This is a genomic window from Thermomonas mangrovi (assembly GCF_028201335.1).
Classification (GTDB): domain Bacteria; phylum Pseudomonadota; class Gammaproteobacteria; order Xanthomonadales; family Xanthomonadaceae; genus Thermomonas; species Thermomonas mangrovi.
The window spans coordinates 129,378-152,298 of sequence record NZ_JAPEVV010000003.1; the positions used below are offsets into that span (position 1 = coordinate 129,378).

Genomic DNA, 22,921 nt, shown 5'->3' on the forward strand with positions numbered 1-22,921 from the left:
TCAGCCCTTCCCTGGCCGTGTTTGCCGCAAGTAATGCCCGGTCACCAGGCCCGCGCCCAGCCAGCCCAGCAGGCCGGCGCCCAACAGCACGCCCCCCGCATGCAATGGATCCAGCCCGCGCAAGGCGAAATCGCTGCCGTAGCGCGCGGCAAGGTCGGCCAGCGGCTCGCGCAGGCCCATCCAGGCCAGGGTCAGCACCCCCAACGCCAGGCCACCGGCGGCCAAGCCGTACCAGGCGCCAAGGTAGAGGAACGGGCGCCGCACGAAGCCGTCGCTGGCCCCGAGCAGCTGGAGGACGCCGATTTCCTCGCGCCGCGACTGGATGTCCAGGCGCACGGTGTTGCCGACCACCAGCAGGGCGCCGAGTCCCAGCAGCGCGGCGAGCACCAGCACCGCACGGCCGCCGAAGCGCAGCCACGCATCCAGCCGCTCCCGCCAGACCGCATCGTGCTGCACGCGGTCGGCCTCGGGGAGGGTGCGCAGCGATGCTGCGAGCTGTCGTTCGTCGCCACGCGGCACCACCCGCAACACCGAGGGCAGCGCGGCGCGCGCGGCGTCCGCGCCGAGCACGTCGATCGCCGCGGCGATGTCCGGTTGCGCGCGCAACTGGGCGAGCGCGGCTTCGGGGGTCACCACCTCGACACCGGCGACATCGCCCCGCGCACGCAGGGTGTCGGCCAGCGCCGCCGCGGCGGCGGGCGCGACCGCCGGCTTGAGGAAGACCGCGACGTCGCGCGAGGCCTGCACCTCGCCGCCGAGCCGGGACACGTTGCCGAGCACCACCCACAGGCCGAGCGGCAGCGCCAGCGCGATCGCCATTACCCCGATCGTCAGCAGGGTCGCCCAGGGCTTGCGCAGCAGGCGGCCGAGGCTGGCCACGATGCTGTAGCCGTGGTGGTCCAGCCAGGCGCCGAAACGGCTGGCGTGGACGTCGGCGACCTTCTCATTCATCGGCCAGGTCCTCCGGCGCGATGTCGTCGGCCAGCTGGCCGTGGTCGAGCACCAGCACGCGCTTGCGCATGCGCCGCACCAGGCCGAGGTCGTGGCTGGCCACCAGCACGCTGGTGCCGCGCTCGGGCAGCGAGGCGAACAAGGCCATGATCTCGGCGGACAGGGTCGGGTCGAGGTTGCCGGTGGGTTCGTCGGCGATGAGCATCGCAGGCTCGGCGATCACCGCCCGCGCAATGCCCACCCGCTGCTGCTCGCCCGCGGACAGTTGCGACGGCAGCGCGCGTTCGCGCGCGCCCAGGCCCAGGCGCTCCAGCAGCACGCGCACGCGCTTGCCGATCTCGGCGCGCTTCATGCCGCGCAGGACCAGCGGCAGCGCGACGTTCTCGGCCACGCTGCGGTCCATCAGCAACTGGTGGTCCTGGTAGACCACGCCCAGCCCGCGCCGGTGGCGGGCGATGCCACCGCCGCGCACCTTGGCCAGGTTGCGCTCGCCGAACAGCACCGCGCCGCGGCTCGGCCGCTCGGCCAGCTGGATCAGGCGCAGCAGGGTGCTCTTGCCGGCGCCCGAATGCCCGGTCACGAACAGCATCTCGCCGGCCTCGACCGCGAAGCTCACGCCGGCCAGGGCCGCGTGGCCGCCGGGATACTGCTTGCTGACGTTGTCGAAGCGCAGGACCGTCATCGCGGGGGATCGTGCGGCGGGCGAGCGGGCAGTATCGCGCGCGCCGCCGATGGCGACCAGCGCTGCGTCGACGGGGCGATGCTCAGTGCTGGCCGCGCGGCGCGCGGGTGACCAGCGACTTCAGGCCACGGCCGATGCGCGTGAGCAACGACGGCGCGCCGGCAGGCGCGGCCGACGGCGACGACGACGCGGGATTGGCGGCCTCGGTCGCAGGCTGGCGCGCGGCGTCCGCGCCTTCGACCGGACGCCCGCCGCGACGACGACGACGCTTGCGCGCCGGGCGTTCGCCCTCGGCTCGCGGGGCCTGCGCGGGATCGACCACCGGCGACGCCGGCTGCGCCGGGGCCGCAGCCGCGGCCTGGGCGGCCTCGCCTTCCGGCCGGGGCTTGCGCGGCGGGCGCGGACCGCGCTCGCGGCGCTCGCCGGCGCCGTCGCCACTGCGCGGGGCACGCGGACCGCTGCGCTCGCCACGGCCACGGCCGCCGCCACCGCTGCGCCCACCGCCGCGCTTGGCGTCCTCGGCAGCGCGCGCCTCGCGCACTTCCTTGAAGATCTCGCTGATGCTCTCGCCGTCCTCGGCAACGGCTTCCACGCCCTCGCGCGGCTTGCGCGGCAGCGCCGTCAGCAGCGCCTGGGTCACCGGTTCGGAGGGGATCTTCTGCTCGATGTAGGCCTCGATGTCGGGGAGCGACATCGCGTAGCGCTCGCAGGCGAAGCTGATCGCGTCGCCCTCCGCGCCAAGGCGCGCGGTGCGGCCGATGCGATGCACGTAGTCCTCGGCATCGAACGGCAGGTCGTAGTTGTAGACGTGGCTCACGCCGTCGATGTGCAGGCCGCGCGCGGCGACGTCGGTGGCCACCAGCAGTTCGAGCTGGCCGGCCTGGAACTTCTTCAGCAGCGATTCGCGCTTCTTCTGCGGCACGTCGCCGCTGAGCACGCCGACCCGGTAGCCGGCGCGGTCCAGCGCGCGGGCGACGCGCTCGACGAACGCCTTGGTGTTGACGAACACCATGGTGCGCGCGCCTTCGCTGCGCGACAGCAGGCCCAGCAGCAACGGGATCTTCTCGTCGTCGGCCGGGTAGTAGAGCTTCTGGCGGACGCGCGCGGCGGTCACGGTCTCCGCCTCCACCACCAGCTTCTCCGGCTCGTTCATGTGCTCGTACGCGAGCTCGAGCACGCGGTGGCTGAGGGTGGCCGAGAACAGCAGGGTCTGGCGGGTGGTGCGCTCCGGCATCCGCCGCAGCAGGAAGCGGATGTCCTTGATGAAGCCGAGGTCGAACATGCGGTCGGCCTCGTCCAGCACGCACATCTCGCAGGCATGCAGCGACACCACGCGGTGCTGCTTGACGTAGTCGATCAGCCGCCCGGGGGTGGCGATGATCACGTCGGCGCCGGCCTGCAGCAGCGCGCGCTGCTTGTCGTAGTCCACGCCGCCGTAGACCAGCGCGAACTTCAGGCCGAGGTCGGAGGCGAACTTCACCGCGTCTTTGTGGATCTGGATCGCCAGCTCGCGGGTCGGCGCCAGGATCAGCGCGCGCGGATCCTCCGGCTTGCGGTCGGCCAGCGCCGGGCGCTTGAGCAGGCGGTCGATCACCGCGACCAGGAAGGCGAGGGTCTTGCCGGTGCCGGTCTGCGCCTGGCCGGCGACATCGCGGCCATTCAGGGCCAGCGGCAGGGTCAGCGCCTGGATCGGGGTGCAGCGGGTGAAGCCGGCGGCTTCCAGCCCGGCGAGCAGGGCCGGATGCAGGTCGAAGGAGGAAAAGGTGACGTCGGTCAGGGGCTTGTCGGACACGGAGGCGTTCCTGTCGGGCAGCGGCCCGGCGCGTCGGCCGGGCGGCTTGCGTGTACGGGGGCAGCCGCGCAGACTGCCGGGAAGGAGTCCGGGGCTGGTCGTTCCCGGCACGGCATCGCGCTTGCAAAAGCCGCGACGCATCCCCATCAGTCTAGCATTCCCGGGCCCGGCGACCGATCCGGCCGCCTTCGCCCCCCCTTCCCGGAGCCCCCCATGAGCGATTCCGTGCTGCACGCCACCGATGCCGATTTCGACAGCCACGTCCTGCAATCCGACGTGCCGGTGCTGGTCGATTTCTGGGCGCCCTGGTGCGGCCCCTGCAAGATGATCGCGCCCGCCCTGGACCAACTGGCGGGCGAATACGCCGGCAAGGCCAAGGTCGTGAAGGTCGACGTCGACCAGAACCCGGCCACCGCGATGAAGTTCCGCGTGCGCTCGATCCCGATGCTGCTGGTGTTCAAGGACGGCCAGATCCATGGCCAGCAGATCGGCGCGGTGGGCAAGGCCCAGCTCGCGCAGTTGATCGACAAGGCGCTCTGACCCCGCCTTCGCCGGCCCCGTCAGCGGGGCCGGCACGCGTCCCGGCGGGCCGTCGCTGAACCCCGCCGCCGCGCCCAGTTGCGCGCAACGCCGCGCCAGTGCTAGTTTCCCGCTGAACCCGGCGCCGTGACACCGCCCCTCGGGCGCGCCGCACCCCGACTGATCCACTCCCGACGATCCCGCCCGCAGCCTGCGGGCGCTCGCAACGCAAGCGAGGTTTTCCCCTTGTCAGACCCGACCAACGACGCCGGCGAAGTCGCCGAGAAGCGCGTGCGCAAGACCCGCGTGGCCAAGCCCAAGGATGCGCTGGCGATCCCGCCGCTCGACGATCCCAAGCCCGCGCCTGCCGCCGCACCCCCGGCACCCGCGCCTGCCGCCGCGGCACCGGCACCGGCGCCGCAAGCGCCCCGCCCGGCTGCACACGAGCCGCAGTCGCAGCCGCCGCCGCCGCAGGATGCCGGCCCCTCGCAAGAGAGTGGCGGCGACCACGGCGGTGGTGGCGACCAGGGTGGCCAGGGCCACCGCATGAGCCGCCGCGAGCGCTTCAAGAACCGCCGCGATCGCCAGCGCGACCGCTACCGCGAGGGCGGCATGCCCGACGATGGCGGCAACGGCAACGGCGAATCCTTCGTGCCGCGCCCGCACCCGCAGGTGCCGGAAGGCTTCCCGGCGTATTCGCTGGGCGACCTCAAGCGCATGCCCGCGCCGCGCCTGCTGGACATCGCCGAACAGCTGCAGATCAGCGAGGGCGTGGCCCGCGCGCGCAAGCAGGACATCATCTTCGCGATCCTGAAGGTGCTCACCCGCCACGGCGAAGGCGTGCAGGCCGACGGCGTGCTGGAAATCCTGCCCGACGGCTTCGGCTTCCTGCGCGCGGCCGAGGCCAGCTACCTGGCCGGCCCGGACGACACCTACATCTCGCCGTCGCAGATCCGCCGCTTCAACCTGCGCACCGGCGACCATGTCTCCGGCCGCATCCGCTGGCCGAAGGACGGCGAGCGCTACTTCGCGCTGAACATCGTCGACACCATCAACGGCGAGCCGATCGAGGCGTCGAAGAACAAGACCCTGTTCGAGAACCTCACCCCGCTGTTCCCGCGCAAGCGCTTCAAGCTTGAGCGCGGCGACGGCTCGAGCGAGGACATCACCGGCCGCATCCTCGATTTGATGGCGCCGCAGGGCAAGGGCCAGCGCGCCCTGATCGTCAGCCCGCCCAAGGCCGGCAAGACGATGATGATGCAGCAGATCGCCAGCGCCATCACGTACAACCATCCGGACGTGCACCTCATCGTGCTGCTGATCGACGAGCGCCCGGAGGAAGTGACCGAGATGCAGCGCACCGTGCGCGGCGAGGTCATCTCCTCCACCTTCGACGAACCCGCCGCGCGCCACGTGCAGGTCGCCGAGATGGTGATCGAGCGCGCCAAGCGCCTGGTCGAGCACAAGAAGGACGTGGTGATCCTGCTCGACTCGATCACCCGCCTCGCCCGCGCCTACAACAACGTGATGCCGAGCAGCGGCAAGGTGCTGACCGGCGGCGTCGACTCCAACGCGATGCACCGCCCGAAGCGCTTCTTCGGCGCCGCGCGCAACGTCGAGGAAGGCGGCTCGCTGACCATCATCGCCACCGCCCTGGTCGACACCGGCAGCGCGATGGACAAGGTGATCTACGAGGAGTTCAAGGGCACCGGCAACTCGGAAGTGCACCTGGACCGCCGCATCACCGAGAAGCGCGTCTACCCGGCGATCGGCGTCAACCTCTCCGGCACCCGTCGCGAGGACCTGCTGATCGAGCCGGAGCTGCTGCAGAAGATCTGGATCCTGCGCAAGCTGCTGCACCCGATGGACGAGATCGCGGCGATGGAATTCCTGCTCGACAAGATGAAGAACACCAAGTCGAACGACGAGTTCTTCAGCTCGATGAAGCGCTGATCCCGCGGGATCCGGCCCAGGCGCGCGCGACCGTGGCTGCGAACCCGCTGCTGCTGTGCCACGTGCCCAAGACCGCGGGCACGGCGTTGCGGCACCTGGTGCAGGCCGTCGCGCCCGATGCCTGTTTCGCCTACGAGCGGCAGCTGTCCCTGGTCGACCCGAACCTGGATTTCATCGCCCGCTTCCGCACGTCCCCGTCGCCACCCGTGGTGATGGGGCATTTCTCGTTCGGCGTGCACCGTTTCCTCGGCGTGCCACCCCGTTACGCGATCGTCCTGCGCGAGCCGGTGTCCCGCGTCGTCTCGCTCTACCGCTACCAGCTCTCGCTGGCGGATTCGCCCTTCGCCGCGCATTTCCGCCACGATCGATCCCTGGCCGGCTTCGTGGGCAGCGGCGTCACCGAGATGACCAACAACCACATGTGCCGGATGGTCGCGGGGATCGCCCCGGACGTCGGCAAGGTCATCCAGGGCTCGTGGTTGCTGGACTGCGCCCTGCACAACCTCGAGCGCTTCTTCCCCCTGGTCGGGACGCATGAGCGCCTCGACCGCTTCGTTGCCGGCCTGTGCGGCGAACTGCAATGGCCCGAGGGCACGTTGCCGAGGAAGAACGTCACCCCCGGGGAATACCCCGCGCTCGACGATGCCGCGATGGACTTGCTGCTGGAGCGCAACGCCCTCGACGTGGCGCTGTATGCGCACGTGGAGAAGTCGCTCGCGGCGCAACGCCCGTCCGCGCCGGCCTGAGCCGCGCTATTCCTCCACGTTGTCCAGGTCCGCCTCCATGTAGCGCCAGTCGCCATCGACGCGCTGCATCCGCACGCGTCCCCTGCGCAGGATCTCGTCGCGATCCCGGCCTTGCACCCACAGTACCGCGTCGTCGCCATCGAGGCGGCCGCGCAGGATCTCGGCCTGCACCGGCGTGCCGTCGCGCAGGTCCTTGAGTGCAGCCTTCACGTCGTCCTGGTGTCGGACTTGAGGCGCCAGCCGTTGTAATCGCCACCGACCATCGTCTGCAACGCCGGCACGTCGCCCTTGGCCACCGCCGCGATCCACGCGCGGTAGGCCTTGCCGGGATCGCCGCCATCCACGGGCAGCGGATGCCCCGGCGGGATCACCAGCGCCGCATCGAAGCGGAGGTCGAAATCGTAGGTCTCGCCGAAGAAGTCGTCCGGCTCGGCCAGCACCCAGCGACCGGCGATGCGGCCGGGTTGCGCCGGTTCCAGCGTCAACGCGCCGTATCCCGAGGTATTGAAGGACGCGCTGGGGTTGTTGCGCGAAAAATACAGGCCGCACTCGCCGCCGTCGGGATCGATGCAGACCCGCACATAGCCCGCGGCGCGGTCGCCCAACTGCCCCTCCGCCGCGCGGCTGGGGTCGAACGCGGCGGCGATCGCCGCGGCATCCAGCGGCACGTCGCTGAGGAAGACGTAGGTGCGCGCATGCGCGGGGTCGGCATCCTCGTCGCTGGAGACCGCCACGACATGGGCGATGTCGATGCGCTTGTCGCCCTTGCGGAAATGCCCGCTGCCGCGGTCGCCAGCGAAGGCGGGCAGGCAGGCCAATGCCAGCAATACGACGCAGAAGACACCCCGATTCCCACGCATGGCCTTCGCTCCGCTGGTCGATATGCGGGGCAACGGCAATGGAATGCGAAGCCGGTCGCCGCTCGCGGCATCCACTCGGGATCTGGCGGGTTCAGAGCGCCTTGCCGATCACGCTGCGGTCGCTGAGCTCGAAGGGGGAGCTCCCTGCGAGGATGTCGCGCGCGGACAGGTCCGAGACGCGGACGCGGGTGGCCTCCTCCGGGGGCAGCCAAGGCGCCGGTCGGTTCGGGCCGCGGAACTCATGTCGCCATTGCCCCGCCAGCGACCCGCCTTTGGCCATCGGGCCCAGGCTGTACTCCACCGGCACGCGGACGGTGAGGTCGCCCGGGGCCAGCGTCGCCGCATCCTCCGCGAGGACCGTGAACCGCCAGCGCTTCGCCGCCGTGGCGGCATTGCGCTCCAGCATGATCCGGCCGCGATCGAGGATCTCCGGCCGGCCCTTCACGTTCAGCAGGCTCGATTGCGACGCGAAGGCTTCCGCAACCGACCCGTCCGGATGCAAGCGCAGCGACAGCAGCACGATGCCCTCCACGCCCGCCTGCATCATTTCGGGCGGATAGACGGGCGGGCGCATCGTCTTCGACAGGATCCGGACGCGGGGTCTCGGGGCCTCTCCGGCCACCCGCATGTCGGGGTGCGCCAGCCGCGATGCTTCCGCGGCTGCATGCTGTTCCGGGGTGTTCGGCCAGAAGACCACGTTGTCGACCTTCACGCGGTAGCCTTCGGCCATTTCCTCCGCGGCAAGCGTGATCCGCATCGGCGACGTCGCGATGGCCGGCTTGCCGTCCACCAGGATGGGCTTGAAGCGCCAGGCCGGGACGGCGCGCTGCAACATTCCCGCCACGGCCGGATCGAGCGAGCCCTCGACGCGGTACTCCGATACGCGGCCTTCGGGATCGATCGTCAGCTGCCCATCCACCCGCAGGGTCAGCACCGCCTCGCCGGCCGCCGTTGGGTCCACCCCGTCACCGGCGAGCGCGGGCGCGCCCGCCATCACCAACAAGGCCAGCAAACCGCTCAGGATCGATGACATTCGGCGTCTTCCTCGTGGTGGTCCGTGCGCGGCGCGCAGATCAGCTTGCTGAAACCGGAGTGACCGTGACCGGGGAGTCAGTCGCGATCGGCAGCGGCCCGCCCGGCATCGACGCGGCGATGCATTCCTCCGACGCCAACGCGCGTGACTCGAGTTCCTGTCGATGGGTCTCGCGGCCGCCACTACCACTGCGCAGCTGGAAGATCACCGGGAACGACATCTCGGTTGCTACCGCGATCCCGCCGACTTGCTCGGGCTGGTAGCGCAGTCCCTCGATCCACTCCGTCAGCGCGTCGCGAAAGGCCGTCGCGTAGCGGTTGCCGGTGCTTTCGCTCGGCTTGACCGAAGCGACCTTGGTGGTGCCGTCGGGCTGGATCGCATACGTCACGATGTAGGTGCCTTCCGCGCCCCTGCGTTGCATCTCCCGGGGATAGCGCGGCGGTGGCATGAACCACGGCCCCGGATTGACCAGCGCCGGCCCGTTGCCCTTGAAATCCAGGCCCAGACGGTAGCCCTCCGCCACCGGAATCGCGCAGGCACCGACACGCACATAGGTGACTGCGGACGCCGGCGCACCATGGAGCTTCGCCGGCTGGTATTGCCAGCTCGCGACGCGCTTCTCGATGTAGCCGCGGATCGCCTCCGGCAGGTCGGCCGGGGCCTCCACCTTCACCGGCTTGCCGGCGGCATCGACTTCCACGCGCACGCTGGCGTTGAACGCCACCACGCGCTTGTCGTCCGCCGCCACGCCCGGCGCCCACCACAGACAGCCCGCCAGGCCCAACACCATCGCCATCTTCCGTGAGGCCATCGTTCCATCCCCGAACCAGTGCGGCCCGAGGATGCGTGGCGCGCCCGCAGGCGTCAATGGTCGATACTGCACGTCCTTCACGGAGGCTGGGCATGCACGGCGGCGGACTCGAACTCGCGTTGGTGTTCCTGCTCGCGGCGGTGCTCGCGGTGCCGGTGTTCAAGCGCTTCGGGCTGGGCGCGGTGCTCGGCTACCTCGCCGCGGGCGCGCTGCTCGGGCCGCATGCGCTGGCGGTGGTGCGCGATGCCGACCGCGTGCTGGCGGCCAGCGAGATCGGCGTGGTGATGCTGCTGTTCGTGATCGGGCTGGAGTTGTCGCTGCCGCGCCTGAAGGTGATGCGGCGGCCGATCTTCGGGGTCGGCGGCCTGCAGGTGCTGCTGTCGGGGATCGCGCTGGCGCTGCTGTCGATGGGCGCGGGCCTCGCGTGGAAGGCCGCGCTGGTGGTCGGCCTGGGGCTGGCGCTGTCGTCCACCGCGGTCGGCCTGCAACTGCTGTCCGAGCGCAAGGAGCTGACCGCCGAACACGGCCGCCTCGCGTTCGCCATCCTGCTGTTCCAGGACCTCGCGGCGATCCCGCTGCTGGCCGCGATCCCGCTGCTCGGCGCGCATGCCGGCACCGGCGATGGCAACGGCTGGCTGGCGGTGGCGAAGGCGGTGGCCGCGATCGCGGCGCTGGTGCTCGGCGGTCGCTACCTGTTGCGCCACGTGTTCCGGGTGATCGCGCGCACCGGCATGCCCGAGGTGTTCACCGCCGCCGCGCTGCTGGTGGTGCTGGGCAGCGCCTGGCTGATGCAGCTGGCCGGGCTGAGCGCGGGCCTCGGCGCGTTCCTGGCCGGCGTGCTGCTGGCGGAATCGGAATTCCGCCACGAGCTGGAATCGCAGATCCAGCCGTTCGAGGGCCTGCTGCTCGGCCTGTTCTTCATGGCGGTGGGCATGAGCATCGACCTGCAGCGCGTGGCCGCCGAACCGCTGGCGATCCTCGCCGGCACCGGCCTGTTGCTGGCGGTGAAGTTCGCCCTGCTGCTGGGGCTCGGCCTGCGCCCGGGGCGGCTGGACCTGCGCGGCAGCCTGCTGCTGGCCGGCACCCTGGCGCTGGGCGGCGAATTCGCCTTCGTGGTGTTCGGCGAGGCGGCCAAGGCGGGCCTGCTGGAAGCACCGCAGCGCGATCGCCTGGTGGCGATCGTCGGCCTGTCGATGGCCGCGACGCCCTTGCTGCTGTTGCTGATCTCGCGGCTGGCGCCGAAGCCGGGCGGCAAGCCCTCGCGCGACTACGACCGCATCCCCGACGAGCACCCGCACGTGATGGTGGCCGGCTTCGGGCGCTTCGGGCAGATCGTGGCGCGCCTGCTGTGGGCGCAGAAGATCCCGTTCATCGCGATCGATCCCGATGTCGAGCAGGTCGACTTCGTGCGCCGCTTCGGCAACCAGATCTATTACGGCGACCCAACCCGGCTGGATCTCCTGCGCTCCGCCGGCGCCGCCGGCGTGAAGCTGTTCGTGGTGGCGCTGGACGACGTCGAGGCCAGCCTGCGGCTGGTCGGCCTGCTGCGCAGCCACTACCCGGATGCGGTGGTGTTCGCGCGCGCGCGCGACCGCCGCCACGCGTGGCAGCTGACCGACCTTGGCGCACGCGCGTGGCGCGAGCTGTTCGGCAGCAGCCTGGAGATGGGCCGCGACGTGCTGGTCGCGCTGGGCATGGACCCCGCGCAGGCCGAGGCGCGCGCGCTGCGGTTCCGCGCCTTCGACGACCGCCTGATGGAAGCGCAGCGCCTGTTGCAGGACGACGAGGACGCGCTCCTGCAAAGCGCGCAGGACGCGCGCCGGGAGCTGGCCGAGCTGTTCGAGGCGGATGCCGGCGAGGGCGCGCTGGGGCGGATCGTCGACCGCCGCGATTGAAGCCCGGTCGCTGCGCGCGAGGCCCGTTGTCCCGCGCCGGCCGCGCAGTCCGTGCCCGATATGCTTCCTGCGCTAATCGCGCAGTGCTCGCCTGATGTGCTTCCTGCGCTAATCGCGCAGTCCGTGCCCGATATGCTTCCTGCGCTAATCGCGCAGGAAGCGCGCCATCGACACCTGCGGCGGGGTCGTGCCCGAGGGCACCAGTTCGGCGGCGAGGTCGACATAGCCGCGCATGACCGCGATGTCGCGCGGGGTGCGGTTGAGGGTGTCGCGCGCATTGGCGTCGGCGCCCGCGCGCAGCAGGGCCTGCGCGGTGCGCATCAGGCCGTGCAGCGCGGCCAGGTGCAACGGCCCGAAGCCGCGGCCGTCGCGCGCATCGAGGCGCACGCCCTCGTCGAGCAGGCGTTCGAGTCCGGCGAGCAGCACGTCCTCCGTGCTCGGCGTGCCGGGTTCCGCACGCGCGCCGAGCAGCAGCAGCAACGGGGTCAGGCCGTTGCCGGCGACCGCCTGCGGATCCGCGCCGGCCAGCAGCAGGGTGTCGAGCAGGGCGACCAGGCGGGGGCGCTCGCGCGCGGTGAAGCCGTACAACGCCGCGCAGTGCAGCGGGGTCAGGCCCTGCGCATCGTGCGCGTGCAGGTCGGCGCCCGCGGCAAGCAGGCGCGCGGCGAGTTCCGGCAGGCCGAGCGCCGCCGCCAGCATCAGCACGGTGACGTCGCCCGGCAGGCGCTGTTCCAGTCCCGCGCCGGCGTCCAGCAAGCGCTCCACGATCTCCAGCTGGCGCATGCTGACCGCCGCCGACAGCGGGGTGGCGCCGGTGTTCGCGGCGAGCGCGGGATCCGCGCCGCGCGCCAGCAGCAGCTCGACCAGGGCACGATGGCCGCCGCCGGCCGCGCGCAGCAGGGCGCTGCAGCCCTGGCTGTCCACCGCGTTCACCGGCAGCCCCAGGTCCAGCAGGCGACGCACCGCCTCGGCATCGCCGACGATCGCGGCCGCCGGCACATCGGTGGCCTGCAGGGGGCGCCCGGGCAGGCGCCAACCGCGCCAGTCCAGCCACGCGGCGAGGTCGCGACGCCCGGCCGCCAGCGCGAGGCCGAGGGGCGTCTGCCCGTCCGCCGCACGACGGTCGCATGCCGCACCCGCGGCCACGAGGCGCTTCAACGCCTCCTCGCGCCCCAGCGCGGCCGCGTGGTGGAGCGCGGTCATGCCACGCCCATCGCAGGCATCCAGGTCGACGCCGAGTCCGAGCAAGCGTTCGAGCAGCCGCGGCCAGCCCAGGCGTACCGCGAGCACCAGCGGCGGTTCGCCGGCAGCGGATGCGCCGAATGGATCCGCCCCGCGCTCCACCAGCTCGAGCGCGAAGGGCTCCGCGCTCGCAGCCTGCGCGGGCGTGCATGCCGCCAGGAAGGTCGCCAGTCCGCTGCGACCGGCCGGTGAGCCGCCATGCGCGAACAGTCGCCCCAGGAACGGGAGACCGGCGTTGCCGAGCGCCATCGCGGCCACGACCGGACTGGGATGCCCGGGCACCCGCGCTTCGGGGTGCGCGCCGTGCCGCAACAACCACTCGATGCGCGCCGGGTCCGCGGCGACCTCTGCATCCACCAGCAGGCTGTCCAGGCCGGCCCGGGCAACCAGGGGCGCGAGCGAACGGGCATCGCCCGTGCCCGCCAGCAGGCACTCACGCAGCAACAGCAGCGGCGGGCGATCGGCCACGACCGCATCGTCATCGCCCACCGCAACCGGCAACGGTCGGGTCGGATCCAGCAGCGACACCAGTGCCCAGCGCCCCGCGCCTGCCGCGAGGTCGATGGCGCTGCGGCCATCCGCATCCTGGACGTGCGGATCGACGCCGAGCTCGCGCAGGCGTCGAACCAGCCCGACCGAAGGGACATCGGCGGCGCACGCAAGGTGCAAGGCATTCGCGCCGGCGCCATCCGCAGCCTGCGGATCCGCCCCGGCGGCCAACAGCACGTCGAGCGCCGGCAAGGAGGCGCCATGGGCGGCATCCAGCAGCGGCGTGCGCCCCGCCGCATCGCGCGCATGGACGTCCGCGCCGGCATCGAGCAGGGCCGCGCCGATGCCGGCATGGCCGGCGGCGGCGGCTTCGTGCAGCGCGCTGCGGCCACGCGCATCGCGTGCATCCACCCGCGCCTTGTGCCGGAGCAGGAGCTGGACGCCCGCGGCATCGTCGTCCTCGGTACCGGCGGCAGCGAGCAACGCGGGCTGCCCGCCGACCGGCTCGGTCTTCGCGCCGCGCTCGAGCAGGAAGCGGGCCAGCCGCCAGTTGCCGGAGGCGCAGGCGACGCCGAGCGGCGACAGGCCATCCGCGTTCAATGCCTCCATGTCGGCGCCGGCATCGCGCAACAGCGCGGCGACGCCCGGGTCGGAGCTGCGCGCGGCGTGGTGCAGCGGGGTATTGCCCTCGGCATCGGTCGCGCGCGGATCGGCGCCGTTGGCGAGCAGGGTCATCACCGCCTCGGGGCGGCCGTGCCAGCTGTCGCGGGTGGCGGCCAACAACGGCGTGGCCTGCGCATGCGCGGCATTGAGGTCGACGCCGCGCGCGATCAGCGCGCGCAACAGGCGCAGGTCCGGCAGGATCGCGGCGAGCACCGGCAGGCTGCGACGGTCCTTCTCTCCCGCGGGGGGCTCGGCAGACGGGTCGGCGCCCGCCTCCAGCGCCTGCAACGCACGTTCGACGCGACCACTGCGCGCGGCGGCATACAGCTCGGCGGTCAGGGCAGGGACATCGACCGACGGGGCGGCATCGGCGAGCGGGGCCGGCATCGGGATCTCGACGGCCGGCGCGACCTCATGCCGTGCCTCCTCGCGCGCCGGCCCGGGCATCTCGCGCACCGGCAGGCCATGCAGCAGCAGGCGCGCAGGCGCGGTCTGCAACAGCGCATGCCCCAGCGGCACCAGCAGTGCATAGGCCGCAGCCGCGATGGCGCGCGCCTGGCCCTGCAACAGGCCGGGCCAGGCAAGCGCGATGCCGCCGCCCAAGAGCAGCAGCACCGGCACCGCCACCTGCAAGCCGCTCCACGCCGCACGCTCGTGCGCCGCCTGCCCCTGCCAGCGCACGCCCAGCGGTCCGCCTTCGCGCTCCAGTGCATGCCAGAACGGCCATTGTCGCCACGCCACCAGCAAGGCCGCCGCGGCCACCCCGCTCAGCGCCAGTACCGCGCCCAAGCCGGGTCCGGCCAGCAATGCACGCAGCGGCAGGAAGGCCAGCGCGGTCGCCACGATGAAGGCCAGTGCCCACGCGAGCGCAAGCACGCCGAGGTCGCGCCAGCGGCGCCCCGGGCTGGCGCTACCGTGCAACAGGGCGATGCCGAGCGCGGCCGGCGCCTGCGCCAGCCAGGCCAGCGGGCCGGCGCTGCCCACGTCGAACCAGGTGCCCGCGGCCAGCGCCATGCCCGCCAGCAGCCATGCCAGGCCTTGACCGCGACGGGGCTCAGGCATCGGTGCCCCAGTCGTCGAGCATCGGGTCCGCCATGGTCGGCGGGAACTGCACGTGGAAGCCGCGCTCGGCGAGGTTGCCGCGCACCACGCCGGGATCGGCGCGGGCCAGCGTGCGCCCCGGCACCAGGTCGACCTCGAGCACGAACTGCAGGCGGCCGAGCTGCGCTTGCAGCGGGGGCGGCAGGCGCGCGAAATCGTCGCGCGCGGCGAGGTAGACGTAGGTGTCGGCCTTTTTCAGGCTCTTGTAGACGTGTGCCAGCATCGCGCCGTCCGCGAGGAATGCCCGGATTGTGCGGGAAAGCGGCAGGTAGCGGAACCGCCGCGCCCATCCGATGGCACGGGCGCGCCAGCGCCGCCCTGCTAGGCTGCCGCGGTTCTTCGCCACCGGATCCGCCATGCGCCTCGCCCCGCTCGCCTTCGCCCTGCTGCTGACCACGACCGCGGCCCGCGCCGCCGAACCGATCACCCTGGCGCAGGCGATGGCCGATCCGGACTGGATCGGGCCGCCGGTCGAGGCGATGTGGTGGCGCTGGGACGGCAAGGCTGCCCAGTACACGCTGAAGCGCGCCGGCGGCAGCATCCGCGACACCTGGCAGGTGGATGCCGGCGGCGGCACCCCGGTGCTGCTGGATGGCAGCGCCCGCGCCGACCTCGACGACGCCGGCGCGGTGATCGACGGCAGTGGCGTGCGCAGCGCCTTCGTCCGCAATGGCGACGTGTTCGTGCGCGACCTGCGCACCGGCGCCCTGCTCCCGCTGACCCGCGGCGGCGAGCGCGCCGGCCGCCTGCAGTGGGGCAGCGATGGCGCCCTGGCCTGGCGCGCGGGCGCGGCGTGGTATCGCTGGGATGGGCGGCTGGTGGTGCAGGCCGCGCTGCCGAAGGCCGAGGACGCACCGGGCACGCCGCCACCCGCCGACGACCTGCGCGACCGCCAGCTGCGCCTGATCGCCACCCTCAAGGACGACCGCGCCCGCCGCGATGCGGCGCGCCAGCAGGCCGAGGCCTGGCGCCAGGCCGACGCGACCCGCGCGCCGGCGCCGATCTACCTCGGCGGCAAGGTCGAGATCGTCGACAGCGCGCTGTCCCCCGACGGCCGCTGGCTGCTGGTCGCGACCACCGCCAAGGGCGCCGACACCGGCCGCGGCGGCAAGATGCCGATGTACGTCACCGAATCCGGCTACGAGGAATTCGAGGACGTGCGCACCCGCGTCGGCCGCGCGGATCCGCAGCCGCAGGCGTTATGGCTGGCCGACGTCGCCACCGGCAAGGTCCGCGAGCTCAAGTTCGATCCGTTGCCGGGCATCGCCAGCGATCCGCTGGCCGCGCTGCGCAAGGCCGCCGGCAAGGAGCCGCTGAAGGGCAACCGCGCGGTGCAGGTGGCGACCAGTGGCGACAACGGCGACGCGCCGACCCTGCTTTGGACCGCGGACGGCCGCACTGCCGCGGTGATGGTGCGCGCGATCGACAACAAGGACCGCTGGATCGCCACCGTCGACACCGCGGCCGGCGCGCTGCAACCCCGCCACCGCCTCACCGACCCGGCGTGGATCAACTGGGGCTTCAACGAATTCGGCTGGCTGCGCGACGGCCGGACGCTCTGGTACCTCTCGGAGGAAAGCGGCTGGTCGCACCTGTACACGCTGGATGCAAGCAAGCTCGATGGTGGCCGCCGCACCCAGCTCACCGACGGCCGCTGGGAAACCTCGCAGGTGGTGCCGGCGCGCGACGGCAGCCGCTTCTACTTCGCCTGCAACCGCGCGCGCCCGATCGACTACGAGGTCTGCAGCGTGCCCGCGGGCGGCGGCGAGGTGCGCGAGCTCACCGCGCTGGACGGCGTGGAGAACTTCGCGCTGTCGCCGGACGGCAGCCGCCTGCTGGTGCGCCACTCCGCGGCCTACCTGCCGCCGCAGCTGTCGGTGGTGGAGGCAGCGGGCGGGCCGGCGCGCGCGCTCACCGACACCCGCAGCGCCGACTTCAAGGCGCGCGACTGGATCCAGCCGCAGTCGGTGCAGGTGCCGAGCCGGCACGGCGCCGGGACCATCTGGGGCAAGTTCTACGGCCCCGCGAATCCCGAGCCGGGCAGGAAGTACCCGTTGGTGATGTTCGTGCACGGCGCCGGCTACCTGCAGAACGCCGAACTGCGCTGGCCCGAGTACTTCCGCGAGCAGATGTTCCACAACCTGCTGGTCGCCCAGGGCTACATGGTGCTCGACCTCGACTACCGCGCCAGCGAAGGCTATGGCCGCGACTGGCGCACCGCGATCTATCGCTGGATGGGCAAGCCGGAGCTCGAGGATTACCTCGACGGCATCGACTGGGCGGTGGCCAACCGGCAGGTGGACCGCGACCGCGTCGGCATCTACGGCGGCAGCTACGGCGGCTTCATGACCTTCGTCGCGCTGTTCAAGGCGCCCGGCACGTTCAAGGCCGGCGCGGCGCTGCGCCCGGTCAGCGACTGGTCGCAGTACAACCACGAATACACCAGCAACATCCTCAACACGCCGGAGCTCGACCCCGAGGCCTACGCGCGCTCCTCGCCGATCGAGTTCCCGCAGGCGCTGCAGGACCACCTGCTGATCGCCCACGGGATGATCGACGACAACGTGTTCTTCAAGGATTCGGTGATGCTGGCGCAGAAGCTGATCGAGCTGCGCAAGGACAAGTGGGAACTGGCGCCATACCCGCTGGAGCGGCACGGCTTCACCCATCCGGACGCGTGGTACGACGAATACCGCCGCATCCACGAACTCTTCGGGAAGACGTTGAAGCCCTGAACGTTCGCGACGTCCGCATGCAGCAACGCCGCGTCGCCGCGACGCGGCGTCTTGCCTGCGCGGATCGAAATCAGCGTTCGAGGATCGCCACCACGCCCATGCCGCCGGCGGTGCAGATGCTGACCAGGCAGCGGCCCTTGCCGCGCTGCTGCAGTTCCTTGGCGGCGGTGGCGACGATGCGCGCGCCGGTCGCGGCGAACGGATGCCCGGCCGCGAGCGACGACCCGTTCGGATTGATCTTCGCCGGGTCGATGCGGCCCAGCGGCGCGTCCAGGCCGAGGCGGTGCTTGCAGTAGGCCTCGTCCTCCCATGCGCGCAGCGTGCACAGCACCTGCGCGGCGAAGGCTTCGTGGATCTCGTAGAAGTCGAAGTCCTGCAGCGAGAGGTTGTTGCGCTTGAGCATCTCCGCGACCGCCACGGTCGGGGCCATCAGCAGGCCCTCGCCATGCACGAAGTCGACCGCCGCCGCCTGCGCGTCGACCAGGTGGCAGAGCACCTCGTGGCCATGCGCGGCAGCCCAGTCGTCGGTGGCCAGAAGGCAGGCCGCGGCGCCATCGGTCAGCGGGGTGGAATTGCCGGCGGTCAGCGTGCCCTTGCCGGAGGTCTTGTCGAACGCCGGCTTCAGCGTCGCGAGCTTCTCGATGCTGGTGTCGGGGCGCAGGATGTTGTCGCGCGAGACCCCGCGGAACGGCACCACCAAATCCTCGAAGAAACCGCGCTCGTAGGCGGCGGCGAGCTTGTGGTGCGAGGCCGCGGCCAGCGCGTCCTGCGAATCGCGGGAGATGTTCCACTCCTTCGCCATGTCCTCGCAGTGCTGGCCCATCGACTTGCCGGTGCGCGGCTCGGCCACGCCGGGGAAATCCGGCTTCAGCTCGGACGGGCGGAAGCCCTTGAACGCCGCCAGCTTCTGGCCGAAGGTCTTGCCCGCCGCGGCCTGCAGCAGGCGCCGGCGCAGCGACTGGCCGTACACGATCGGCACGTCGGAGGTGGTGTCCGAGCCGCCGCCGATGCCCACCTCGATCTGCCCGGTCGCGATCTTGCCGGCGATGTGGACGATGGTGTCCAGCGAGGTGCCGCAGGCGCGCTGCAGGGTGATGCCGGGGGTCAGCGGCGACAGTCCGGAGGACAGCGCGGCCTCGCGGCCGAGGTTCCAGTCGGACGAATGCTTGATCACCGCGCCCATCGCGACTTCGCCGAGCTGCTGGCCGTGCAGGCCGTAGGCCTCGACCAGCGCGCCCAGCGTGCGCACCGACATGCCGAGGTTGCCGACGTCGGCGTAGGCCGTGTTCTGCCGGCAGAACGGGATGCGGACGCCGCCGAGGATGGCGACAGGACGACCATGCTGCATGGATCACCTCGTGGTGGCCCGCGTGCGGGCGCGTTTCATCGATAATCCGAGTGTAGCGCCGCCATCCAGAGTCCGGACTCCACATGCCGTCCACCCCCGAGCCGATCTTCCACGGCGTCATCGCGCTGGAACTGCGCGACGGCCAGCCGCCGCGCGAGGCCGCGCTGGCGGTGGCGCGCGCGGGCGACGTCGCCGAACTGCTCGGCCGCGACCTGGTCGCGCTGGCGCCGGCGGCGGCGGGCTGCGACCTGGCCCTGCTCGGCGCGCATTTCGATCCGGCCGAGGCGCTGCGCCCGGGTTGGCCCGTGCACCGCCGCGTGCAGGAACTGCTGCAGCGCGCGCCGGGGCGTGGACAGGGCGCGCGCGCGATCGGCTTCGGCGCGGATGCCGCGGGCGAGGTGCCGTTGCCCTTGCACTGCGATCCCGCGCTCGCCGGCGGCGGCCTGCGGGTGCTGCCCTTCGTGCTGCAGGGCGAAGGCGTCGAGGCGGTGGCGACGGTGCTGGAGGCCGAGTTGCTGGACCGTGGCATGGCCAGCGCCGGGCTCGCGCTGGCGCTGCAGGATGGCCTGGGCGCCAGCATCGAGCACGCCCGCCTGCTGAGCCTGCACGACCTGCTGGCGATGACTGCGCTGCAGTACGAGAACGCCGGCCTGGCGCCGTTGTGGACGCTGCTGGAAGCCGCCCTGCTCGAGCCCGATGCCGAAGCGTGGCTGGACAGCGCGCCGGAACCGCTGGCGCGTTACGGCGACGGCGAGGTGCGCATCGCGCTGATGGACCCGGTGGCCTGGCATGCGCGCAACGCGCCAGCGGAAGCCGATGCCGCCAGGCTCGAACGCGGCTTCGCGCTGTTCCAGGCGCGCCAGCGGCAGTTCGCCGCGGTGCTCGGCGCGCACGGCATCGACGTCAACTTCGTGCACTGTGCCGACGGCAAGGACGACTGCCTGCGCTGAGCCCGCTCAGCGGGTGACCTGGATCACCCCGCAGGCCACCCGCGCGCCCGCATTACCGGCCGGCTGGCTGCTGTAGTCGTCGGCGGCGGCGTGCACGATCACCGCGCGGCCGGCGACGTCGTTGGCGGCGCCGTTGCCGAGGCTGAGGCCACCCAGGTGGGCATCGACCCGCGCCACGCCCTTGGCGTCGGCGACCAGGTTGTCGGCATCGCCGGCGTGGTGCGCGCCCTGCCCGGCCCGCCCGTGCGGCTGGCCCGTGGGGTTGAAGTGGCCGCCGGCGCTGCTGGCGTCGGCGGCGCTGCAGTCGCCCTTCTCGTGGATGTGGAAGCCGTGCCGGCTGCCCGGCACCAGCCCGCCGACCTCGCCGCGCAGGTGCAGGCCATCGCCCATCGGCACCAGCACCAGCCGGCCGCTGACCAGGCTGCCGGAGGCGGAGGCCAGGTTGACCGCCGCTTCGCTGGCCTGGCGCTTGGCGACGGGCGCAGCGGGCGCGGCACTCCGTTGCGGGGCGGCGGCGCAGGCCGCGAGCAGCAGGGTCGAGGCAGACAGGATCGTGAAGGCCAGCGGACGGTAGGTCATCGGTCGGGTCTCCGGGGACGGTGGCGGGCAGGATCGCGCAGGACGGCTTCAGGCGGGATGAAGGCTCAACGACCCCGGCGCGAGGGCCCCAGCTTGCGGGTCACCGTGTTGCGCCCGAGCCCCAGCGCCGCCGCGGCATCGCCGCGCTGGCCGCCGGCGTGGTCGAGCGCCGCGCCCAGGACCACCGCGTCGAAGGCCTGGCGGGCATGCGCATGCAGCTCGGGGGTGCCGGCCTCCAGCTTGCGCCGCGTCCACGCCGCCAACGCGTGTTTCCAGTCGGCGCCGTCGTCGTCGGGGGCGATGCCCACCGGCAAGGCGCCGGCGAGGTCCGCCGCGACCACCACCTCGCCCGGCGCCAACGCCGCCAGCCGCCAGCACAGGTTCTCCAGCTCGCGCACGTTGCCCGGCCAGGCATGCGCCTGCAGGCGCGCGAGCGCCTCCTTCGACAACCGCTTCGGCGGCAGTTGCAGGCGGCGTGCCGCAGCGGCGAGGAAGCGCTGCGCCAGCAGCGGGATGTCCTCGCGGCGCTCGCGCAACGGCGGCAGCTGCAGGCGGACCACGTCGAGGCGGTGCAGCAGGTCGGCGCGGAAGCGGCCCTGCGCGACCAGCGCCTCCAGCGGCTGGTGGGTGGCCGCGATCACCCGCACGTCGACGCGGATCAACTCGCGGCCGCCGACGCGGAAGAACTCGCCTTCGGCCAGCACCCGCAACAGCCGGGTCTGCAGCGCGGCCGGCATGTCGCCGATCTCGTCGAGGAACAGGGTGCCGCCGTCGGCCTGCTCGAAGCGGCCGACCAGGCGCTTCTGCGCGCCGGTGAACGCGCCGGCCTCGTGCCCGAACAATTCGCTCTCGAGGAGTTCGGCGGGGATCGCGGCGGTGTTCAGCGCGACGAACGGGCGCGCGGCGCGCGGCGACTCGCGATGCAGCGCGCGCGCCACCAGCTCCTTGCCGGTGCCGGTCTCGCCGGTGATGAGCACCGACAGCGGCGCCTGCGCGAGGCGTCCGATCGCGCGGAACAGGGCCCGCATCGCCGGGGTCTCGCCGGCCAGCGCCGGCGCGTCGTCGACGGCCTCGCTCGCGGGCGCCGCCGCCTGCGCCGGCACCCGCGGCAACGCGCGCCGCACCACCGCCACCGCGTCGTCCAGGTCGAACGGCTTGGACAGGAATTCGTGGGCACCGCCGCGGAATGCACCGGCGGTGCTGGCGACGTCGGTATGCGCCGACATCACCACCACCGGCAGCGCCGGATGCGCGGCCTTGAGCTTGTCCAGCAGCTGCAGGCCACTGTCGCCGGGCATGCGCACGTCGGTGACCACCAGCGCCGGCGGCGCCTCGCGACCCAGCGCGTCCAGCGCCTCGCCGGCGGCGGCGAACGCGGTCACCGCGAAGCCGGCCTCGCGCAGCGCGGCGGCCAGCACGAAGCGCACCGAGCGGTCGTCGTCGACCACCCAGACGCGGGCACCGTCACTCATCGCGCGCCTCCTCGGCATGCGCCGCCGGCAACGGCAGCAGCAGGGTGAACACGGTATGCCCCGGGCGCGAGCGATAGACCAGCGAGCCGCGGTGCTCGCGCGCCACCTGCTGGGCCAGCGCCAGGCCCAGGCCACTGCCTTCGGCGCGCCCGCTGACCAGCGGCAGGAACACGCGTTCGGCCAATTCCGGCGGCACCCCGCGGCCATCGTCGGCGATGTCCAGGCGCAACGCGCGCGGCAGCAGGTCGTCGCCGATCCGCGCACCGTGCTCGATGCGGGTGCGCAACTGCACGCTGCCGGCACCGGCCTCGATCGCGTTGCGCACCAGGTTCCACACCGCCTGGGTGAGGCGGTCGGCATCGCCGGTGAGTTCGGGCAGCGAGGGATCGTAGTCGCGCTGCAGGCGCACCGCCCAGCCGGCGTCGGCCTCGGCCAGGCGCAGCACGCGCTCCAGCACCGCGTGGATGTTGAGCGGCTCGAACGCGCGCGGCGGGGTCGGCGCCAGCAGGCGGTCGACCAGCGCGGCCAGGCGCTCGACCTCGGCCTCGATCAGCCCGGTGAGTTCGCGCGCTTCCTCGTCGCCGCGGCGCGCGAGCAGCTGGGCAGCGCCCTTGATGCCGGCCAGCGGGTTGCGCAACTCGTGGGCCAGGCCGCGCAGCGAGGCGTTCATCGCCGAGGGCAGCGAGAGCGCCGGATCGTCGCCCGGGAATTCATCGACCGGATGCGCCTCCAGCCAGTGCCCGCCGTCCGCGCGCGGCACCAGCCACAGGTCGGCGAACTGCAGGCGCTCGCTGGACGGGAAGGCCAGGCCGATCCGGCGCAGGCGGGTCGGGCCGTCCTGCTGCTGCGCCAGCGCCGCCGCCAGCAGCGCGCCGTCGCGTTCCAGCGAGCCCGCCGCCAGCCCCAGCAACCGACGCAGCCCGACCCCGAGCCAGTCGGTCGCGGCCACGTTGGCGCCGGCGATGGCGCCTGCGGCGTCGAGCCACAGCACCGGGGTCGCGAGCTCGTCGAGCACGGCTTGGGACGGGGATTCCACGCGCATTGCACTAATTTAGTGCAAACGCCATCGCGCTGCTTCACGCGGCCTCCGCCCCCGGCTG

At 72.5% G+C, this 22,921-nt stretch carries 19 protein-coding genes; 6 read left to right on the forward strand and 13 right to left on the reverse strand.

From position 1 onward, the window contains the following. The 3 genes from ftsX to rhlB all read right to left on the reverse strand — a co-directional run bounded on the left by ftsX (nucleotide 1) and on the right by rhlB (nucleotide 3,425). Nucleotides 1-951, reverse strand: coding sequence for a permease-like cell division protein FtsX (gene ftsX / locus ON759_RS07170; RefSeq protein WP_271679684.1), 951 nt, complete (start codon nucleotides 949-951; stop codon nucleotides 1-3). Continuing rightward, nucleotides 944-1,633 (reverse strand): cell division ATP-binding protein FtsE, encoded by a 690-nt coding sequence (gene ftsE / locus ON759_RS07175; RefSeq protein WP_271679685.1) that lies wholly within the window; start codon nucleotides 1,631-1,633, stop codon nucleotides 944-946. The genes ftsX and ftsE overlap by 8 nt, the downstream gene beginning before the upstream one ends. 82 nt (nucleotides 1,634-1,715) lie before the next feature. Beyond that, complete coding sequence (gene rhlB, locus ON759_RS07180) at nucleotides 1,716-3,425, reverse strand: ATP-dependent RNA helicase RhlB (protein ID WP_271679686.1); 1,710 nt, start codon at nucleotides 3,423-3,425, stop codon at nucleotides 1,716-1,718. Between the two features lie 213 nt (nucleotides 3,426-3,638). On the opposite strand from rhlB, the gene trxA reads away from it, so the two are divergent. The 3 genes from trxA (at nucleotide 3,639) to ON759_RS07195 (ending at nucleotide 6,643) form a co-directional block, all read left to right on the forward strand. Next, the gene (gene trxA / locus ON759_RS07185; RefSeq protein WP_271679687.1) at nucleotides 3,639-3,965 is read left to right on the forward strand and encodes a thioredoxin; all 327 of its coding nucleotides are present in this window, start codon (nucleotides 3,639-3,641) and stop codon (nucleotides 3,963-3,965) included. Nucleotides 3,966-4,190: 225 nt separating this feature from the next. Further along, a complete protein-coding gene (rho, locus tag ON759_RS07190) occupies nucleotides 4,191-5,897 on the forward strand; it encodes a transcription termination factor Rho (RefSeq protein WP_271679688.1) in 1,707 nt (568 codons plus the stop codon). Nucleotides 5,898-5,929: 32 nt separating this feature from the next. After that, on the forward strand, nucleotides 5,930-6,643 hold the full coding sequence (locus ON759_RS07195; RefSeq protein ID WP_271679689.1) for a sulfotransferase family protein: 714 nt from the start codon (nucleotides 5,930-5,932) through the stop codon (nucleotides 6,641-6,643). Nucleotides 6,644-6,649: 6 nt separating this feature from the next. On the opposite strand, the gene ON759_RS07200 is transcribed toward ON759_RS07195, so the two are convergent. From ON759_RS07200 to ON759_RS13940, 4 genes are all read right to left on the reverse strand, one after another. Beyond that, nucleotides 6,650-6,853 carry a hypothetical protein gene (locus ON759_RS07200; protein WP_271679690.1) on the reverse strand — a complete coding sequence of 68 codons (204 nt, stop codon included), beginning with the start codon at nucleotides 6,851-6,853 and terminating at the stop codon, nucleotides 6,650-6,652. Beyond that, nucleotides 6,850-7,503, reverse strand: a complete 654-nt coding sequence (locus tag ON759_RS07205; protein ID WP_271679691.1) for a hypothetical protein — start codon at nucleotides 7,501-7,503, stop codon at nucleotides 6,850-6,852. The genes ON759_RS07200 and ON759_RS07205 overlap by 4 nt, the downstream gene beginning before the upstream one ends. A gap of 91 nt (nucleotides 7,504-7,594) precedes the next feature. Next, the gene (locus ON759_RS07210; RefSeq protein WP_271679692.1) at nucleotides 7,595-8,536 is read right to left on the reverse strand and encodes a TonB family protein; all 942 of its coding nucleotides are present in this window, start codon (nucleotides 8,534-8,536) and stop codon (nucleotides 7,595-7,597) included. 40 nt (nucleotides 8,537-8,576) lie between these two features. After that, nucleotides 8,577-9,428 (reverse strand): energy transducer TonB, encoded by an 852-nt coding sequence (locus ON759_RS13940; RefSeq protein WP_271679693.1) that lies wholly within the window; start codon nucleotides 9,426-9,428, stop codon nucleotides 8,577-8,579. Between the two features lie 11 nt (nucleotides 9,429-9,439). Between ON759_RS13940 and ON759_RS07220 the strand changes: the two genes are divergently transcribed. Beyond that, nucleotides 9,440-11,242 (forward strand): monovalent cation:proton antiporter-2 (CPA2) family protein, encoded by a 1,803-nt coding sequence (locus ON759_RS07220; RefSeq protein WP_271679694.1) that lies wholly within the window; start codon nucleotides 9,440-9,442, stop codon nucleotides 11,240-11,242. A gap of 144 nt (nucleotides 11,243-11,386) precedes the next feature. Here the strand turns inward: ON759_RS07220 and ON759_RS07225 are convergent, their stop codons facing one another. Both ON759_RS07225 and ON759_RS07230 read right to left on the reverse strand, forming a co-directional pair. Next, nucleotides 11,387-14,698 carry an ankyrin repeat domain-containing protein gene (locus ON759_RS07225; RefSeq protein ID WP_425608456.1) on the reverse strand — a complete coding sequence of 1,104 codons (3,312 nt, stop codon included), beginning with the start codon at nucleotides 14,696-14,698 and terminating at the stop codon, nucleotides 11,387-11,389. Then, nucleotides 14,691-14,960: a YcgL domain-containing protein gene (locus ON759_RS07230; RefSeq protein WP_271679695.1), complete on the reverse strand. Its 270-nt coding sequence runs from the start codon at nucleotides 14,958-14,960 to the stop codon at nucleotides 14,691-14,693. The genes ON759_RS07225 and ON759_RS07230 overlap by 8 nt, the downstream gene beginning before the upstream one ends. Nucleotides 14,961-15,093: 133 nt before the next feature. Here ON759_RS07230 and ON759_RS07235 point away from each other — a divergent pair, with 133 nt between their 5' ends. Continuing rightward, nucleotides 15,094-17,472, forward strand: a complete 2,379-nt coding sequence (locus ON759_RS07235; RefSeq protein WP_271679696.1) for a S9 family peptidase — start codon at nucleotides 15,094-15,096, stop codon at nucleotides 17,470-17,472. A gap of 70 nt (nucleotides 17,473-17,542) precedes the next feature. On the opposite strand, the gene ON759_RS07240 is transcribed toward ON759_RS07235, so the two are convergent. Continuing rightward, nucleotides 17,543-18,820 (reverse strand): acetyl-CoA C-acetyltransferase, encoded by a 1,278-nt coding sequence (locus tag ON759_RS07240; RefSeq protein ID WP_271679697.1) that lies wholly within the window; start codon nucleotides 18,818-18,820, stop codon nucleotides 17,543-17,545. An 83-nt stretch (nucleotides 18,821-18,903) separates the two neighbouring features. Here ON759_RS07240 and ON759_RS07245 point away from each other — a divergent pair, with 83 nt between their 5' ends. After that, nucleotides 18,904-19,770 (forward strand): hypothetical protein, encoded by an 867-nt coding sequence (locus tag ON759_RS07245; RefSeq protein WP_271679698.1) that lies wholly within the window; start codon nucleotides 18,904-18,906, stop codon nucleotides 19,768-19,770. A 6-nt stretch (nucleotides 19,771-19,776) separates the two neighbouring features. Here the strand turns inward: ON759_RS07245 and ON759_RS07250 are convergent, their stop codons facing one another. The 3 genes from ON759_RS07250 to ON759_RS07260 form a co-directional block, all read right to left on the reverse strand. Next, entirely contained in the window at nucleotides 19,777-20,349 is a 573-nt protein-coding gene (locus tag ON759_RS07250) for a superoxide dismutase family protein (RefSeq protein WP_271679699.1), read from the reverse strand. Between the two features lie 65 nt (nucleotides 20,350-20,414). Further along, complete coding sequence (gene ntrC / locus ON759_RS07255; protein ID WP_271679700.1) at nucleotides 20,415-21,821, reverse strand: nitrogen regulation protein NR(I); 1,407 nt, start codon at nucleotides 21,819-21,821, stop codon at nucleotides 20,415-20,417. After that, nucleotides 21,814-22,863, reverse strand: a complete 1,050-nt coding sequence (locus ON759_RS07260; RefSeq protein WP_271679701.1) for a two-component system sensor histidine kinase NtrB — start codon at nucleotides 22,861-22,863, stop codon at nucleotides 21,814-21,816. Before ON759_RS07260 ends, ntrC begins: the two co-directional genes overlap by 8 nt. Nucleotides 22,864-22,921: the final 58 nt, after the last annotated feature.